The organism is Metabacillus arenae (assembly GCF_014773385.1).
GTDB lineage: Bacteria > Bacillota > Bacilli > Bacillales > Bacillaceae > Metabacillus_D > Metabacillus_D arenae.
Genome location: NZ_JACXAI010000027.1, coordinates 57,250 through 76,052 on the forward strand (window position 1 = coordinate 57,250; position 18,803 = coordinate 76,052).

The 18,803-nt window shown below is 39.2% G+C and carries 11 protein-coding genes; 5 read left to right on the plus strand and 6 right to left on the minus strand.

Annotated features, from left to right (window positions below):
* Positions 1–71 precede the first annotated feature (71 nt).
* Entirely contained in the window at positions 72–1,820 is a 1,749-nt protein-coding gene (locus IC621_RS18775; RefSeq protein WP_191160280.1) for a phospho-sugar mutase, read from the minus strand.
* A 397-nt stretch (positions 1,821–2,217) separates the two neighbouring features.
* Between IC621_RS18775 and IC621_RS18780 the strand changes: the two genes are divergently transcribed.
* The 5 genes from IC621_RS18780 to IC621_RS18800 all read left to right on the plus strand — a co-directional run bounded on the left by IC621_RS18780 (position 2,218) and on the right by IC621_RS18800 (position 5,749).
* Positions 2,218–2,952: an SDR family NAD(P)-dependent oxidoreductase gene (locus IC621_RS18780; RefSeq protein ID WP_191160282.1), complete on the plus strand. Its 735-nt coding sequence runs from the start codon at positions 2,218–2,220 to the stop codon at positions 2,950–2,952.
* Positions 2,949–3,986 carry an S-adenosylmethionine:tRNA ribosyltransferase-isomerase gene (locus IC621_RS18785; protein WP_191160284.1) on the plus strand — a complete coding sequence of 346 codons (1,038 nt, stop codon included), beginning with the start codon at positions 2,949–2,951 and terminating at the stop codon, positions 3,984–3,986. Before IC621_RS18780 ends, IC621_RS18785 begins: the two co-directional genes overlap by 4 nt.
* A complete protein-coding gene (locus tag IC621_RS18790) occupies positions 3,983–4,351 on the plus strand; it encodes a VOC family protein (protein ID WP_191160286.1) in 369 nt (122 codons plus the stop codon). Before IC621_RS18785 ends, IC621_RS18790 begins: the two co-directional genes overlap by 4 nt.
* 422 nt (positions 4,352–4,773) lie before the next feature.
* The gene (locus tag IC621_RS18795; protein WP_191160288.1) at positions 4,774–5,187 is read left to right on the plus strand and encodes a GlcG/HbpS family heme-binding protein; all 414 of its coding nucleotides are present in this window, start codon (positions 4,774–4,776) and stop codon (positions 5,185–5,187) included.
* Positions 5,188–5,449: 262 nt separating this feature from the next.
* Complete coding sequence (locus tag IC621_RS18800) at positions 5,450–5,749, plus strand: hypothetical protein (RefSeq protein WP_191160290.1); 300 nt, start codon at positions 5,450–5,452, stop codon at positions 5,747–5,749.
* 293 nt (positions 5,750–6,042) lie between these two features.
* Here IC621_RS18800 and IC621_RS18805 read toward each other — a convergent pair whose 3' ends face one another.
* From IC621_RS18805 to IC621_RS18825, 5 genes are all read right to left on the minus strand, one after another.
* Positions 6,043–7,701, minus strand: coding sequence for a glycerol-3-phosphate dehydrogenase/oxidase (locus IC621_RS18805; RefSeq protein WP_191160292.1), 1,659 nt, complete (start codon positions 7,699–7,701; stop codon positions 6,043–6,045).
* A gap of 252 nt (positions 7,702–7,953) precedes the next feature.
* The gene (locus IC621_RS18810; protein WP_191160294.1) at positions 7,954–11,094 is read right to left on the minus strand and encodes an alpha-mannosidase; all 3,141 of its coding nucleotides are present in this window, start codon (positions 11,092–11,094) and stop codon (positions 7,954–7,956) included.
* 106 nt (positions 11,095–11,200) lie between these two features.
* On the minus strand, positions 11,201–12,409 hold the full coding sequence (locus IC621_RS18815; RefSeq protein ID WP_396653065.1) for a glycoside hydrolase family 88 protein: 1,209 nt from the start codon (positions 12,407–12,409) through the stop codon (positions 11,201–11,203).
* Positions 12,410–12,487: 78 nt separating this feature from the next.
* Positions 12,488–14,389 carry a heparinase II/III domain-containing protein gene (locus IC621_RS18820; RefSeq protein WP_191160296.1) on the minus strand — a complete coding sequence of 634 codons (1,902 nt, stop codon included), beginning with the start codon at positions 14,387–14,389 and terminating at the stop codon, positions 12,488–12,490.
* Positions 14,390–15,057: 668 nt separating this feature from the next.
* Positions 15,058–18,687, minus strand: coding sequence for a beta-galactosidase (locus IC621_RS18825; protein WP_191160298.1), 3,630 nt, complete (start codon positions 18,685–18,687; stop codon positions 15,058–15,060).
* Positions 18,688–18,803: the final 116 nt, after the last annotated feature.

The following is an 18,803-nucleotide window of genomic DNA, read 5'->3' on the forward strand; positions in this document are numbered from 1 at the left end:
GGTCTTTTCCTCTATTTAAGAGGGGTTTTTTGCCAAGAGAGCAGTGCTTCTTAAATTTAGCTTTTATTTATTCATTTATTTGCTGACAAATTAATCATCTGATTAACTTTATCCATTAACGAGGTGGTCAGCCTTGCCAATTTTGCTTCACTATCTGACAGTGACTCTCCCTTAACAGCGATATAAAATTTCACTTTCGGTTCAGTACCCGATGGTCTCAGACAGAACCAGGAACCGTCTTCTAAATAATATTTTAAAACATTTGATTTTGGAAGGTCGATTTTTTCTGTCGTTTTTGTGCTCACATTTGACCGATCGCTAATTTTGTAGTCCTCAATCACCGAGATTTTTTCGCCTGCCATTTCTGTAGGCGGCTGATTTCTAAAGGAAGCAAGGATTTCTTGAATTTGCTCAGCACCTTGTTTACCTTTCAATGTCAATGATTCTAGGCCTTCACGGTAGTATCCATATTTTTCAAATATTTCTAATAATCCTTGATACATGGTCATCCCTTTTTTCTTGTAAAAAGCACATACTTCCACAGCTAAAAGAGCTGCTTGGACAGCATCTTTATCACGAGCGAAGTCGCCAATTAAATAGCCATAGCTTTCTTCATAACCAAATTGGAAAGAATATTGACCGGTTTTTTCATATTCTTTAATTTTCTCGCCAATAAATTTAAAGCCTGTAAGTGTATCGATTGTCGTAAGTCCATATGACGCGGCAATATCTCGGCCTATTTCAGAAGTTACAATTGTTTTTAAAACGACCCCATTTTGTGGGAGAATTTCTTTTTCCTTCTTCTCTGATAAAAGGTAATGAAGAAGAATAGCACCTGTTTGATTTCCTGTTAAAACCACATATTCTCCCTGATCATTTTTCACAGCCACACCAAGTCTGTCAGCATCAGGGTCTGTTCCGATTAAAATATCTGCGTCTGACGCGATACCTGCTTTAATAGCCAGTTCAAATGCTGCATGTTCTTCAGGGTTTGGTGAAGAAACTGTTGAAAAATTCGGATCAGGCAATTCCTGCTCTTTTACAGTTATGACATTTTTATAACCTAACGCTTCAAGTCCTCTTCTTACTGGCTTATTAGCCGTTCCATGAAGTGGAGTAAACACAATGTTAATGTCTGTTTCTTTTGATAAATCAGGATTCACTGAAATGGTAAGCAGCTTTTCCGTGTATGCTTGGTCAATTTCTTCACCAATTATCTTAATTAGCCCCTGCTCTTTTAATTCTTTCTCGTCTTTTACGACAATCATTAACTCGTCAGGAACTTCATTTACCTTTTCTATAACGATATCAGCTTCAGCAGGCGGCAGTTGCCCGCCATCTTCTCCATAAACTTTATAACCATTATATTCAGGAGGATTGTGGCTAGCCGTTAAGACAATCCCTGAGAAAGCATTTAGATATCTGACAGCAAATGATAATTCTGGTGTTGGGCGCAATTCGTCAAACACATATGTTTGAATTCCATGAGAAGCTAATGTTTTAGCTGCTTCCATTGCAAATTCAGGTGATTTATGACGTGAATCAAATGCAATGGCCACTCCGCGTTTTTTTGCATCTTCACCAAAACCTAATATGTATTGGGCTAACCCTTCTGATGCTTTTCTAACCGTGTATATATTCATTCGGTTTGTTCCAGGCCCTATTTCACCGCGCATGCCGCCTGTGCCAAACTCTAAACTCTTATAAAAGGAGTCCTCTAAAGCCTTTTCATTTTCTTGTAGGTCAGAAAGTAATTGTTTCAGTTCAGTATCTAAATCTTGTTTTTCATTCCAGCGTTGATAACTTGTTTCCCAGCTCATTTTATACCTCCCAAGGCTTTTGATACTTTCTAATTCTGCGTTTTTTTCCTGTTTCCTGCTTTAAAGGTTGAACAATGATATTTTATCATAAATTGGCTCTCAATTAATGATTTATTTCCATTAATTTTACTTATCTAAGAAAATAAATTTTCAGGGAGGCAAGCAATTGGATTTGGCTGTTAATTCTAGCTTGTCGGTAGTCAATTATTTGTTTAAGCTATCGTTCTAACTGTGAAATCCTTGCACCTTAGTCAATCCCTGTAATGAATATCCTTTTCATTCAAAAGACTTAGAAGAGTTCCTTCCATTTCACTATGTGAAGTTCCTTCCTTGTCTCGATTTAATCATCTGCTGTTTTTCATAAAATGAAAGCATCAAAGAGACGGAGGGAAACAAAATGAACTCAGGTAAACCAGTTGTATTAATTACAGGGGCATCAAAAGGGCTAGGGAAAGCTTTGACAATCGCATTTGCGAAGAAAGGGTGCCGGCTGGCAATTTGTGCTCGGGGAGAAGAGCAGTTACAGAAAGTCAAATCAGAAGCTGAAGCATATGGGACAGAGGTGATCGCCGTCACAGCAGACGCGGCCAAATCACAGGATGTTGACCGATTTATTTCAATTGTCGAGGCAGTCTTTGGTCAAATTGATGTCGTCATTAATAATGCATCGATTTTCGGTCCAGGTCCAACATTGTTAGCGGATTATCCAGAAGATGTATATGCTGAAGTCCTGCGCGTTAATGCAGTGAACCCGTTCCTTGTTACCAAAAGGGTCTTGCCTGGAATGCTTGTAAGAAATAAAGGATCGATTATTAATATAACATCCGAGGCTGGCCGTACAGGCTTTGCAGAATGGGGTGCCTATGGATTATCAAAGTTTGCCGTGGAAGGGCTGACGCAAACGTGGGCAGATGAGCTAAGTGAAACAGCAATCCGTATCAATATGGTTGATCCAGGGGAAATGGATACAGATATGCATGAAAAAGCGGTTCCTGATTGTGATTATGAATTGGCAAATCCGAATGACGTAGTCGATATCTTTTTATATTTAGCATCAGATGAATCAAAACATGTACATGGGCAGCGCTTTGAAGCGCAAAGCTTCTCGTTAGAAGGGAGAGGACAATCATGAACTCTATGGCATCAAGCTTTTATGTACCCGATCATTTACATGCTTCGGCTCCTGCCGAATGTAGAGGCCAAGCGCGTGACAGTGTCCGGCTAATGGTTTTAGATAGAAGAACGGGAGCTGCCTACCATGATCATTTTAAACAATTAGGTGACTATTTACTTCCCGGCGATCTGTTAGTTCTTAATAATAGCCGAACCATTCCCTCTGTATTAAAAGCACAGTATATGGATGAAGAAATTGAGGTAAGACTTTCTCGTCAAGTATCCAACACAGACTGGGAAGCTTTATTGGTAAATAAAAATCTACAAATCGGTACATCATTAACGTTTCCAGAGGAGACGGCGGCGATTATTAAAAAAGCAGGGTCTGAGCCGCCTCTTGTCACTCTTTCATTTTCTAAAAGCGGTCCTGAACTATTTGAGTTATTTTATCGCTATGGTGAACCGATTCGGTATGAGTATGTTAAGGAGCCTTGGCCTCTTGAAAGCTTTCAAACCGTTTACGGATCAGTTCCTGGATCAGTAGAAATGGCATCTGCGGGCCGGGCAATAACGTGGAAAATGCTCCAACAGCTTAAGAAAAAAGGCATTCAATCAGCCTTTCTGCAGTTACATGCTGGGTTAACATATTATGGGGACGATCGCTGGCCAACTCCTATCTTCCATCCAGAACAGACTACCATTCCTAAACAGACAGCACAGCTCATTCATGACACAAAAAGGAATGGAGGAAGGATAATAGCAGTCGGAACAACTGTTGTTCGGTCACTCGAAACAGCAGTGGATGAATACGGAATCGTCGAACCGTTTTCTGGAGTGACCAATCTCTATATTAACGACGGATATCGTCTTCAAGTGGTCGACGGGTTACTAACAGGGTTCCATGAGCCTGAAGCAAGCCACTTAGATATGCTTAAAGCGTTCATGAATCCAGATCATCTCCTTTCAGCATACAATGAGGCGATATCAGAACACTATTTATGGCATGAATTTGGAGATATGAACCTGATTTTACCGCTGGAGAAAGAAAGATGAAATGGCATCATGCAGGTATACAGGTTATGGACCTAAATGCATCTGAACATTTTTATTCCACTTTTTTTGGATTTGAAGCAGAGGAACGGATCACCCTGTTAGATGAAGAAATTGTTTTTATGAAAAAAGGTCAAATAAGAATTGAATTAATAAAATCTGAGGAAGGTGTGTGTGGGGAAAGCCAAAGCATCCACCTATCATGGGAGGTCACTAGCCTTGATCACTGGATTAGTGATTTAATTGAAAAGGGGCTGCAGCCAATAGAAGGCCCCCTCACCTATGAAAATGGTGTAAAATGTGTATTTTATCAGGCTGCGGGTGGAGAATGGATTGAATTAATTGAGCGAGTTAATAAGTCAAGCTAATCTCGCAAACGGCCTTTTCTTGATAATTTATTCAAGAAAAGGCCGTTAATTATATTCTGACATTATCTTCGATTTTTGAGTTATATCTTCAAAATTTGAAATATATCTTCGATTTTTTCATTTTATCGATTTTTCGACAAAGTTACTGTGAGATTTACTTGTAACCTTCTTAATAATCCGCATTTATCTTCAATTTTTTTATAACCGGTGAGCAATGCAATTTCCCCATTTTGAACTGCCGGCTCCTGCTTTTTAGGGATAATTCAGTAAAAAAACGACATACTACCTTTCAGTACGATCGTATGAATTGTGATGCGGTTCGAGTTTAGTAACGGTTGAGCAGGGTATAGCGAATGTATGGGCAAATTATCTTAAAATACAGCTTCTCAGCTTAACCAACAAAATCGAAAGGGTTGATAGAATTGGGTAAAATGACATTGGATTTAGCGAAAAAACTAATCGATGGTGCTGAACAAGAATCAAAAAAGCTAGGAGTGTCGATGGTGATTACGGTTGTTGATGAAGGAGGAAATCTAATTGCCTCACATCGAATGGATGATGCTTGGCTGGCCAGTATTGATATCGCTCAAAACAAGGCATGGACGGCAGTAGCCCTAAAAATGCCGACTTCAGATTTGGCTGATGCGTCTGTTCCCAAAGCAGAGCTTTATGGAATAAATACAACAAATAACGGACGAATTGTTTTATTTGGCGGCGGAATTCCGCTTATGAAAGAAGGAAAAGTAATTGGGGCTGTCGGTGTCAGCGGCAGTAAAGTCGCAGATGATGTGCAAGTGGCTGAAGCAGCAGTAAAAGTATTTGAAAGCGGGTTATAGTAAAATTTCGGGTAATGGATGTGGAAAGCATTTTCCTATATGTCTCATTGAACTTCAAAAGCAACCTCTTCTGAGCATTCAAATATGAATGACTGATAGAAAAAGTCTGGATTTCCATGCTCCGGACTTTTTTTTGTTAAAATATGAAACAAATTGAAATTCCGGTCGTCTATAACATTAAAAGAATCCCAATTATTAGTAGAGGATCAAGTAAGAAATTTTATTAACTATTAGTTCAAAATATAGATCGAAGGTGTAACTAATGAAGAAATTGATCCTTTTATTATTTCTAACAGTTTCCATATTGACCAGTTGTGAAAGTGCACCAAATACATATGAGGTAGATCTTAAACATCCAAGTGAGAGTAAAACAATTGAAGGGTATGTATATAACAAAAATAGAATGATTTGGATTATTCTAGATAAGGAAGTAAAAAAGAAAGATGTCGAAAATTTGGAGTCTTCATTATTATTTAAAAACTACTCCAATGTAATGAAGTGTATGTTTGAAAAGGATCAGGGTCAAAGTAACTTAAAAAACGGAAACAAAATTAAAATTTGATATGACTATATTCGTGAATCTAATCCTCCGCAAACATTAGTATTACAATTTGAAATTTTATAATAACTTATCGTATCTATAATACAAACATCGTCTTGTTGTTGTTCAAGAACAGTTATTTATTTTCAGTTTTAATGGGGCTAGCCTAAATTTTTAAAGGCACCGGTCTCTAACCGATGCCAATTTATCTGCTATTAATACTGTTAATTAGCGTATTGAAAATCTATTAAAACTAAAAACTAAAGTTTTTCCTTCTGAACCGTACCCGTTAAATTTAATTCGGCAGCTTTTATTTAAACAGGAACAACAGCATCAAATAAATGTTTATTTAATTCTTCACTTAATTGTTCTCTTTGTTCTTGTGACCAGCTTAACTCCTTGGCCATGTAATGAATGACAAGATCCTTCCACTTTTTGGCCCATTCAATATCAAAATAGACGGCACCTGTTCGGCGAACAAAGAAGTCAACAGGAGTTGCAGCCATTTCTTCTTGAATGGCATAATCAATTTGCGCCAATAGATGGACCGGCGCGTTCAGGACTTCAGCTTGTTGTTTTAAATTCTCCAAACGGCCGTATACAATGTCAATATTAGACCCATATCGTTGAACTAGAATTTTAGCCTGATCTTCTGGTAATCCGATATCTTTTCCTTCTTCTACTTTTTTATTAAAAAATTGGGGGAAGCCCTCCGAACCGCCGACGTGTCCCCCTGAGATTGGCATGTTCTTCGTTTTACATGAACCAAAATCTTTACCAGTTTCTTTATTTATAATGTTTACTAATAAATCAACGATATGTTCAGCCATTTTACGATAACCCGTCAGTTTTCCGCCGGCAATTGTAATGAGACCGGAATTAGATGTCCATATTTCATCTTTTCTTGAAATTTCGGATGGATCCTTTCCTTCTTCGTGAATAAGCGGCCTTAATCCTGCCCAGCTGGATTCCACATCTTTCTCTGTTATTTTTAAATCAGGAAACATGAAGTGAACGGCTTCAAGTACATACTCTCGATCTTTTTTCGCCATTCTTGGATGTCTGGCATCCTCTTTATAGACCGTATCAGTAGTTCCTACATAGGTTTTTCCGTTACGAGGAATCGCAAAAACCATTCTTCCATCAGGCGTATCAAAATAGACCGCTTGTTTTAACGGAAATTTTGACTGGTCGAACACAAGGTGGATTCCTTTTGTAAGCTGCAGGTGCTTACCCTTTCTCGAGTTGTCTTTTTCTCTTAATTCATCTACCCAAGGTCCAGTTGCATTAACAATCTTTTTGGCATACACATCATAAGTTTTATTCGTCATTATATCTAGAACTTTTACACCAATTACTTTGCCGTTTTCATAAATAAAATCGGTGACCTTTGCATAGTTAACAGCGTCTGCTCCAAATTTGACGGCTTCCTTCATTACCTCAATCGTCAGCCTTGCATCATCTGTTCGGTATTCAACGTAATATCCGCCGCCTTTTAGTCCACTTTTCTTTAATAATGGCTCCTTAACAAGCGTTTCTTTGGAATTCAACATTTTTCTTCGTTCACTGCTTTTAACACCCGCAAGAAAATCATAAACTCTTAAACCGACGGACGTGGAAAACTTACCGAATGTTCCACCTTTATGAATGGGAAGAAGCATCCATTCAGGTGTTGTAACGTGCGGTCCGTTTTCATAAACAACCGCTCGCTCTTTTCCTACCTCAGCTACCATTTTCACTTCAAACTGTTTTAAATATCTTAAACCGCCATGGACCAGTTTCGTTGACCTGCTCGATGTACCTGCTGCAAAATCCTGCATCTCGGCCAAAGCAATTTTCATGCCCCGTGATGCAGCATCAAATGCAATACCCGCTCCTGTAATCCCTCCGCCGATGACAAACACATCATATTGTTCCTTCGTCATTTCCTCCAGCATTTTGTTCCGGTTTTGACTTGAAAATCTGTGTTTCATCTTGTTTCCTCCCGTTTTTAGGCAAAGAAAAAAAGAGACCACAACGAACTAGAGTTATAACTCTAGTGTTGTGGTCTCTCCTAATCTCCAACCGTTCATATTAACTTAACTCCAGTATATCGTAAAATCTTTTTCTTGAAAAGCCTTTTTATTCTGTAAATTTCTGATTACATAATTTGTTTTATTCTTCATTAATCCTATTCAATCTCTTGTCAGCCCAGCTGTTTATATTCTCACTTGGCCAAACAATCCTCATTTATTCGAAAGTTCAATCATAAATGTCTTAATCTCATATGGCTTGATTGAAAAAGATAGGAATGTTGAACCTACCTTTTCACCAACTGGCTTTTCTAATAAATTGGTCTCTTGCCAAGAAACAATTGGTAGATCACTTGTAATATTTATTTTTCCTCTCGAACCAGTATATTCATGTAAACGTAAAATAAGTTTATCTTCGTCTTCCGCTTTCTTCACCGCATCGATCATCACATTTGGGCAGTCTAGCGTAAACGATGAAAAACGTTCAACTGACATTCGTTGAGGTTTGCCAGCGGAGAGCTTAAGCGGTGCATTTAATGACCACGCTTCCTGAACTGTCTTTCCTTCTATCCAATTTCCTTGGTGCGGCAGTAAGGAATAGGTAAAGACATGCTTTCCTTGATCCTGCAAATAATCAGGGTGTATGGCCGATTTAATCAGTGTTAATCGCATCACATGATTCTTGATATCATAACCGTATTTGCAATCATTTAGCAAACTCACTCCATATCCATGCTCTGATAAATCCGCCCATTGATGTCCGACTGTTTCAAAACGTGCATAATCCCAACTTGTATTCCAGTGTGTTGGCCGTTTTACATTACCGTATTGGATATCATAAGTTGCCTCTGTTGCACGAATATCAACCGGGAAAGCTACTTTTAGAAGCTGTTGCTGTTCATGCCAATCAACTTCGGTCTCAAAGTCTATTCGACGGCTGCCTGAATATACAACTACCTTTTGTATAATGATTGAATCGTTGTATTCCCACTTAAATGCGACAACAGCTCGCAGGGAGTTCACTTCCTCAATTTCGATTCCTTTTAAATCACTGACTTCACGCATTTTCTGTTGATAAAACAAATCGATATCCCAAGCATCATGACGAAGTGGTTTATCTTCAAACACTTGGAAAACGTTGCCCTTGGCGTTATCTACCAAAATTTCACGTTCTGTTTTACGATCATAAATGCGTACCAATTGCCCTTGATCGTTCCATTGTATGACGTAAAAAGGCGTGGTCAAACAATTCGTCTCTATAATAAATGCTCTTTCATACCTATATGTCAACTGCTGAGGTACAAATGAAATTGTTGTAAATCCCATAGATGGAACACGAGGAACTTTAACTAGCCATTTATTTTCAACATTTTCAGCCAGTAGATGTTTACCTGCAGAATCAACCCAAATCCCCTCTTCCATATCGGAAGTAGCTTCGATTCGAACAAGATCGGTTCTCTCCCAAGGAGCAGAATTATAAATCGTGTACGTCTTGCCAATTGACTCACCGGCCACATTTCGTGCCGCTAGATTCCAAGATTGTTGTCCTATTTGGAGGGCTTCTTCATATTCTTCTACTGCATCCTCATACACTTCACGAATAGAGGATCCCGGAATAATATCGTGAAATTGATTCCTCAAGATCATTTTCCACCCGGTATTTAGAGCATCTTCAGGATAAGATCGCCAATTAGTATCAAAGATGCTGCTTAAAGAAGCCAGCCACTCGGTTTCACGATAGAGCAGCTCTAATTTGCGATTCATTCTTTTTACATGGGCCTGACTGGTATAGGTTCCACGATGATATTCAAGATAGAGTTCACCATCCCACGTATGAACATACTCTTCTATATTTGCTACATTGTTTTGTAATTTTTCGAAATACTCATCTGCTCTTGTTGTTTTTACAAAGGGGATTCCAGGTATTTCATCCAAGCGGCGACGCATTTCTAACATTTCACGGTTTACACCGCCCCCGCCATCTCCAAAGCCATAAGATAGAAGCAAATCTTGATTGACTGACTTATCCCGATACGTTTCCCATATTCCTTTGACCGTTTGTGGTGTAATCATCCCGTTGTATGTATATAACCAACTGATTTCTGGATCTGGGGTCGTAATAAAATGAGTCAACACTTCACTGCCATCAATTCCCCGCCAATAAAACGTATCATGCGGCATCCGATTATATTGGCTCCAGCTGATCTTTGTCGTCATAAACGTATCAATTCCGGACTTTTTCAAGATTTGTGGTAATGCCCAGCTATAACCGAATACATCAGGCAGCCATAAATAATGACATTCCTGACCAAATTCATTCCGAAGAAATTTTGTCCCCAATAAGATTTGACGGGTCAACGATTCACCAGATGGAATGTTGCAATCCGCTTCAAGCCACATTCCACCAGAAGCTTCCCACCTGCTTTCCTTGACCCTTTCCTTTATTTGCTCATAAATTTCCGGATAATCCTCTTTTATATATTCATACAGCTGAGGCTGAGTTTGCAGGAATATATACTCTGGATACAATTCCATCAAGCGTAATACTGTAGAAAATGAACGAGCTGATTTTTCTCTCGTATGCTTCAAGCGCCAGAGCCAAGCCACATCAATATGTGTATGTCCAATACAATGAACGGTTACTTCATGATGCTTCTCAATCTTATTTAACTCTGCATGCAAATAGTCATGTCCTTCTCGAACGGATTGATAAAAAGAATCTGAACCAGGCCTCGACCAGTCTAGTCGTCTGTATGAATAATTTAACAACTTTACTAATTGATGATAAACCGCTTGAGATTCATCCAGCATTTGTATCGTTTCATAAATGGCTTTCGTCGTATAATAGAAGTCATCTGTGATTTCATCCAACCATGTAAGCTCCGCCAATTTTAATTGATTCTCTTGAAGTTTTGGTTCTCCTCCCCCTTCGAGACCAGACCATAAACGAAATTGCAATTTAATCTTTTCTCCTAGAAGATCTGATGGTAAAAATACTTCCGTATGATTTGAATCCACACCTTGGTAAGGGTGCCCGTTCAAATACAATAACGATTCGAACCCGGAGTTATTTCCGGATCCTGTCCGGCCAAAATCAAAACGCCCTACTATTTTTTTACCTTTCCATTCGGATGGCACTTCAACTTCAGTCTTGAGCCAAAGATATAAATCTCGGCCAACCCACTTCTCACCTACCTTTAGTGTGTCCCATTCACCGTCTTCAGGAGGATACTTTCCTATTATTCCTTCCACATCCACTTGACTTTCAAAAGATGGGATCGAGATAGAATCTCTATAGCGATATTTTTCTAACTCTCCAATACGTGACTGTACCATTTCTATTGTTAAAAACATGGCTATACTCCCCTTAGTTCGTTAAAATCTAACCAAAATTTCTTCTCTTATTAACTATTTAGCTGCCTGCTTCCCTCATCGATGCTCCAAGGATTCACCCCTAAAATTACCAATAAGGCTTCCAATCCTTTATAAGCCTTACAAGTGCCTCAAAGTAAAAATAATCTCCCCAAATACAGCATTCATTTACCCCAACATTTTCTCTTTTATGATAAACACCTTGCAGTAATATTCCATTAGATTGGTTATTATTTTTCGTCGTATAATTCTCTGACAATGATAGAATAATTCGGAGCGCTGCATTTTCATAGATTTTTTTATTTTCATCGAGTAATGGAAGATGTTTAGACAATTCTAGTAACCCGCAAGCTGCTATTGCCGCTCCTGAACTATCACGTTCTTCGTTTCCTTCTGTAAAAATTAAATCCCAATAACAAACAAAGTCACTTGGCAAACGGTTCAAGAAATAATTGGCTGTTTTTTTCGCTGTATCGATATATCTTAAATCATTTGTATAAAGGTAACTTAAAGTAAATCCATATATGGCCCATGCTTGACCTCGAGACCAACAAGATTCATCCGAAAATCCTTGGTGTGTGTCTCCTTTGATTGGCTCCCCTGTTTCAGGGTTCATATAAAACGTATGATACGTTGATGAATCATTACGAACGATATACCTAGCAGCCTGCCAGGCATGAGAGTTTGCAATTTGGTAATATTTATCGCGGCCAGTAACTTCTGAAGCCCAGTATAATAAGGGTAAATTCATATTACAATCAATAATCATTCTTCCTCGCTGATTTGGATTAGTTAGATCACCCCATGCCTGAAGAATTCCTGCTTTTTCATGGTATCTGTCTACTAATAAATCTGCTGCTTGAAGCGCCATTTGCTTGGCTTCATTGCTCTCTGTTAATTTATAAGCACTGATAGCTGATAGCGTATATAAAAACCCAAGGTCATGAGTATCGACGTGAATTCTCTTGTCTATTCTTTCCTTAAAGCTATCAAGCTGTGTTTCTGCTATTCTTCGATATTTTTCATCACTTGTTAATTCATAGGCTAACCAAAGCATTCCTGTCCAAAAACCAGCCGTCCAATCGATGTTATCAAGCGGTTGATAATTGAAGTTAACACTTGAAGGAGTTGGATATTTTGTTGTGAACATTTCTAAATTTTGATCCATTTTATTTAAAATATGAGTGAGAGCAGCCTTTCCATCTTTTTCAGAAAAATAGATATCAGTTTCAAAAAACCTTTTATCTTGAATCCCTTCATCGGCTATATGATCCATTTGTTTTATAGTAGAATACATTGTTTACGCTCCTTTATGTAATGAATACACTATTTCTCATTAACTTGATGGGATACAAAACTTATCCTTTGATTATTATCAAGATTCACCTTCACACAATTCACTTGGTTTAATCGTCATAGTCCAAGCAGCTTGTACTGTCGGGATTTTCGAACAAAGGAATATTCTGTAAAGATGAGTCCCCCAAACAGGCACCAATCGATCATCCTCAATAGAAATGGATTCCCATGAAACGTCTAAACTAGCATTATCGTATATTATTTTTATTTCTTCGTTCTCATGATTAGATAAAATGATATCTTTGTTGTCGCTTAATATAGGAGAGTAAGGTGTCATGAGAATGATCCTAATATCATCGGAAGGTATTTTTAGTTCAAACTCATCATTAATCTGAATCAATGCACGATCATTTCGCAAAAGCCGGCAGCTTCTTTTCCACCTTTTCATCTTAGCGCTTTCCGGGTAGGCAGTGCTAATATTCAAAGACAACTCTGCAGAATTCTCTGTCACACGATAACAGACATCCGATGCTTTAAAACCTTTCCCTGCTTGTTGCTGAATACCACCTACCATAGGTAGATTGTGATAAGCAGATTGCATGGTCCAAATGTCATATCGTTCAGAACCAAACGTCTTTTTACTATAAGTCTCGACTCCCACATCAATTAGGAAAGGTTTTCCATTATAATAGACAAGATACTGACCAACATCATTGTGATTATGGCTTTCATCATTGTGGCCCCCTTTGGCGGCAAGATAAAGCCCTTTTTGGGACTCCTCCTCTCTAGCCCCCATCACTTGGATTCCGTCCAGCCACACGTCCCGGATATATGGAGAAGTGGACGATTCATTCACGAGTTCAGAGTTATTAAAAAGAGCCGGGAGCTGTCGTTGAAGAGAAACAGGTAGTTCCCGAGAATTCGGGTTTAGATCTAACCCTTCTCGTGCTCGCCTGTGATAGGCGCTGGACCCAAGCTCCATAAGTTTTTGGTCATTAATTCGGCGGCCGTATCGATAGACAAGGTCAGCGGAGATTTTTACCTTCGCGCTGCCATCTGCAAAGTTAATGAAATAATCCTCATTAATATAGCTTCGATACAAAAAACGGCCAATTTCTTTAATTAACGGCTTATCATAAACGTCAATTTTTCCCTTTGATGACGTATACAGTAACTCAAGACAGTCAAATAAGGCTCCACCTGCTTTATCCCAATATGTGGTTCCTTCGTCACATCCACCATCTTCATGATATACAGCAAGAAACTTATCTAAACTACGCATCGCCTTTGCGACCGCCTTTGTGCGCCGATCCACATTCTCTTCAACAAGTAAAAAAGCAACAAGACAATTCGAATTACACCAAGGATTCCAATTATTAATGACACTATCGCTATTTAGGCCCATCCACCAAAAATCATCTCGATTTAAATAAGGATCAAGAACGCGATGTTTTATCTCATACTGAATACGTTTACATATTAAGCTACTAACTTCATCAAGTTGAGATTGTAATAAATAATGTGTCCAAGCGAGAAACCCGGCCGTTTCTCCGGCAAATAAATCAATAATCGGTTCGGAAATATCGGGAAGTGCATTTTCCAACCGAGAGTGAGCAGGGACACCCCAAAAGGACTCTTCACAGATACACCAAATACCGTTAATAATATCATCTTGGAAACGCCCCTTACCTTCTATACATTCTGCTACAACCAAGGAACTCAAAGCCCTTCGTCGTTGAAAATGAAGCTTCTCAAACTCCCTGCGGTTCCCATTGCGAAAAAAATCCATAAACCGTACAGCCGAAAGAGAGGGCCAGCTGCAGTCGAGAAAAAGCTCCCCTCTTACTACATATTCTTGTTTTAGATGATAAGGTAATGACAACCATTCTTTCCGATCTTCCCATTTTGGAAATGGCCGGTAATTGTCACGAGAAACCAATATTTCTCCCAATTCTTCGTTAACAAAGCGGTCAGTAAGCATAGAACTCACCTTTCTTATCAATTTAACCTAACAAAAAATATATGAAATTTTGTTTTTAATTCACCCTTAGAAATATTTTCCTTCTTTATTAGAAAAACGCTGCGCGTCTTTCTGGAGGTGTGAGGAATGAGGTGGGATTTGATGAAATATGCGAAAAAGCTGGTTTCTATTTATCTATATCTTTGACAGTTTTATTGGATGTTTCGCTTCATTTTGGCCATATTTCAAACGATTTCTGTTTGTACATTCATTAAAAACCAGATATTTGCTCTTGAACACCTACCGATCGTTCACTTATCTTCGATTTTTCCCCTTATATCTTCGAAATTTGAAATTTATCTCCGAAATCGGCAGACTTATCTTCGAAAATTTCAAAATATCGATTATTCGCCATAAATCAACAAAACTAAGTGGTCTACAGGTTACATAAATTGTTGTTAAATCTCCAATAATGGGATACCATCTAATTTCTGATCTTAGAACGCGTTAGTCCTTCGGCAACAAGCATTCGGGCGAGTCGACAAAATGCTTGTTCTTTAATCTTTATGGCGGATTGGCTTATGACCTAGGAGTCGATGGTGCCTGGAGCTGGAGAACGAATTTGTTAATGAACTTAAACGTTCTGAACCTACATGGATAGGGAAGGAGGTCCCTTCCCTATGGCTATATTACTTGTCGATCGAAAGTAAGGACGGAGTTAAAGGCTGCAGTTCCAGCGTTTCTCCATCTGATTGGCTATCATTCAGCCGATCGGTCCAATCTCTTATTCTTTTACCGTTTACAGTAATGTACACTTGTTTTTCCTTATCAGTATAGTTCGTGATATTAATCAATGTTTTGCCCTTATATTTGACACTGCGCCATTCAACACCATATACAGGTTGGTTCGTCTCCGTATCCATCAGCATGACTTTATTAAGCTTTTGCTTGGAAAACAGTGGTAGTAGTAAATCCCTTAATTCAATCGCTGACGGCATTCCTTCGACAGTTTGTGACTTTTCAAACACCTTATTACGAACATCTACAGAAAGAGGCTGGTTATGTTCATCAAATTTCAGGGAGTCTTCACCAATAATTAATAGATTTCCTTTTCTTTGTTTCGAGAATTTTTCGATCTTTTTCAGTGTCTCACCCTTCACATGGGTTGCCTGCGGTATGATTAATAGCTTTTTGCCCTTGAGCTTCCCTTCTTGGATTTGCTTCTCGGAAATAAAGCCGACCTTTTGACCACTATAGCTGGCTGCTTCATACGCGCTTGCGACTGCCTCATAATAATTTGAACCGTATACTGTAGAAGTAGTTGAATACAAAATCGCTATTTCTGCTTTATCTTCCTGGAAGGCCGTTACTTCATGTGCAAGGCGGTTCAAATCAAGACCCGTCTTTCCTACTTTTGAAACAACATCCGGACGGTGCAGGAGACTCCCATGGAAAACACTGCCGGGATCATTGGTACGTTCCCATGCCCAAACTGTTGAGGCGCTTAAACCGTGAATAGCACTTTGCCATAGATTAGCACGTACAAATTCAGCCTGCTCGGGAACATAATTCTCATCTCCGTCACGAATGACATGATGTTCAGAGTTAAAGATAGGAGCTTTTCTCAATGAAGTTTGCAAATCGTAAAACCTCATTGCTTTAAAAAATCCTTGTTCTCCTTCATCCAAATAGCTTGAGACATCATTACCGTTAATTTGGTTGAATTTAGAAAACTGTTCCAGTTCAACACCGTGCGTCAATAGCTTAAGCGAAGAGAGTGTGTGACCCATTATTTTCGTTTTGACTGGCAGTTCAGGTGCTATTTCATGTATAATATCAGCCATCCATTCGTGCCATCCAGAGACTAAGGTGTTGTTAAATTCGTACCAATCATAAAACAAAGGGGTCTTTTCCGGCTGTTTCGGCATGGCAACTTCTTCAAAGGAGCTATAGTCCGTTCCGTAAATCCGGTTTAATTCGTCAATATTTCCTTTGTAAACTTCGGACAAATAAGCATGCCATTTTGGTATATGCTGCTCATCTACGCTCGATTTATAGGTCGGCTCGTTCGTTAACGTCAAACTATGAAGTGACGGATATTCCTTAATCATTGGAATAAGGGTACGCAAGTAATCCTCGATAATCTCTTTTGCTTTCGGGTCATCGAAGTTATAGCGTAAAAAGAACTCCGGGTTGTCGCTTTTTAATTCCGGCCACTTCTCTAACGCCCAGCTCGGGAAATAATGGGGTGACAACAATAAATTTACTGCAACATTGTTTTTTGAAGCATTTTCTAAAACTTGCTGGATGTCGCTTTCAATTGACTGCTTTGAAATAAGCCATTCCTTTCCTTCCGGCGGGACACCTTGTTCAAATCCAGGGTTTTTGAGCAAGTTTTTATCTCTCCCTGCTTCGGTCATGATGATATCATCAATCCAAAGGCCATCAATTACATTTTCGGAAAGGATTCGTAAATCAAAGTCTGTTTCATTGTCTCCTGTCGTATACTCGTATGTGACTTCAGTCCAATCATAAGTTCCTTTTGGAAAGAAGTGTCTCAATTTCCAATCAGGTCCTCCTGGGAACCAAACATCTTTCACATTTTTTCCTTTTACCCATGCTCTGAATTGATAAGTCGTGTTGGGCTTAACACTGACCCTCTGGCTGATACTCAGATATACATTCGGTCTTTTAGCGGTCGTATTGGTTATGTGCATGGACGCTTTACCATTGTGTGCAGCAGTCCTGTCCAATTTAGCATCTGCTTTTACACCGCCACTACGCTGTATATTCCAATTAACTAAAGAGTCTGGCGGCATAATGACTCTGTTTGGTCCCGTTTCAACCTGAATGATATTCGTACCGTAATCCGTAAACTTCGGAATATCTTTTCTTACTTGATCAAAATGGCCATATCCTGTAAAGAAGATAGGGCGTTTTTTTGTTTTGCCTGTTTCGGAATCATACGTATCACCAATAAAAGAATAGTCTTTGATCTCCGGTCGTCCAGTAACATAACGGGGAACACTCTTTGCTTCTTCTTTTCCTTCCAAATATGCCTCTAACCAGCTTTTCGTCTTGTCGTAAAGCTTCTCCAATTCTTCAATGACGTACAGCGCTCGACCAAATTTTTCCCTGTCCAGGTCATCTCTGCCGTATTTAATAAAATCGGAGATAACCATCACGTCCACTCGCTCATAATCAGTCGGAATTCCCCGTTCTTCCACCGTAGATAGAAGCTTCTTTAACTCGGGCAGCTTTGATTCAATTTCATCCAGCCTGCTCTCTAACTCTTCACGGCTTGAATGGACATTTACCGTAACGGTATCTTCTTTCACTTTCCCAGTTGAAGGTTCTTTGACGCTAATCTTAACAGAATGAGTTCCGGGCTTTGAAAACCCAATATCGATGGATTGAGTAAAAACCTTCTGAGGTGGAATCGTCACCTCTTTTTCCAGCTCTGCCTCTGGAACAGATAGCTGTACATCTACCGAACGATCTCCGTAATTCGGAACAAAAAGCGAGTATTTTCCTGCCTCGCTGGTCGTTATTTCTTCATCCCCTTCAATCCAAACACTCCATGAATCGCTTTTGGGAATCAAATCAAGAAAGCCGAGCTTAGCAGGGTCTTTGGAAGTCCCTATTCCGCCAGTCCACTCAAGCCAGCCTCTCCGTCCATTACCATCATTATCGTTCATCAAGATCGAAAATTTTATTTTTCCTGTCGGTTTATCGGCAAAAATTGCTCCCCACGGAATTTTCGCTTCATAGAAAGTTTCCTTTCCGTTTTGTGCAGTAGTGAGCTGTACGGAGTTTGAGTCAAGGACAGCATCCCCTTTTGACCATCTCCACACTTCTGATTCACCGTTCACATGGCTAAAACCGTACTCAGGACCATAGTCAGAAGAATCTGAACCAAAAGCAAATTGAATGCTGTCTCCTCCATACATGCCTGACCCTGGAACAGCATAATGTGCGTTATCTAGCACTTGGACGGCAATATAAAAAGCTTCCTCATCGTGAGCAACATAAGCTTTCCCCGATAAATCATCCAGACCGCCCCATCCGTCGATCTTGACTTGTTTATCAGGATCCGACGGAAGGGCAAAACTCGAATAGCCGCTCCATTCATCTAATTGGCCATCCATTTTAATAGTATCTGCTGTTAATACCGGTACATTTTTGCCTTTACCAATTGCCTGCCCTAAATTGATAAAGGTTCCGTCTTCATTCTCTTTTTCAACCGCTAATCCGACATTGAAAACCATCGGAACTAATAAACATACAATTAGAAATAAAATTTTTACCTTTTTCCCCATTAAATCCCTTCCTCTTGTTTCGTTATGGACAGATCCTCCATCTTTAGACGATAGATAAAGGTAAGTATCCTATTTTACCTTTATTTTCCATAGATCTGCTTCTTAGTGCTCTACTA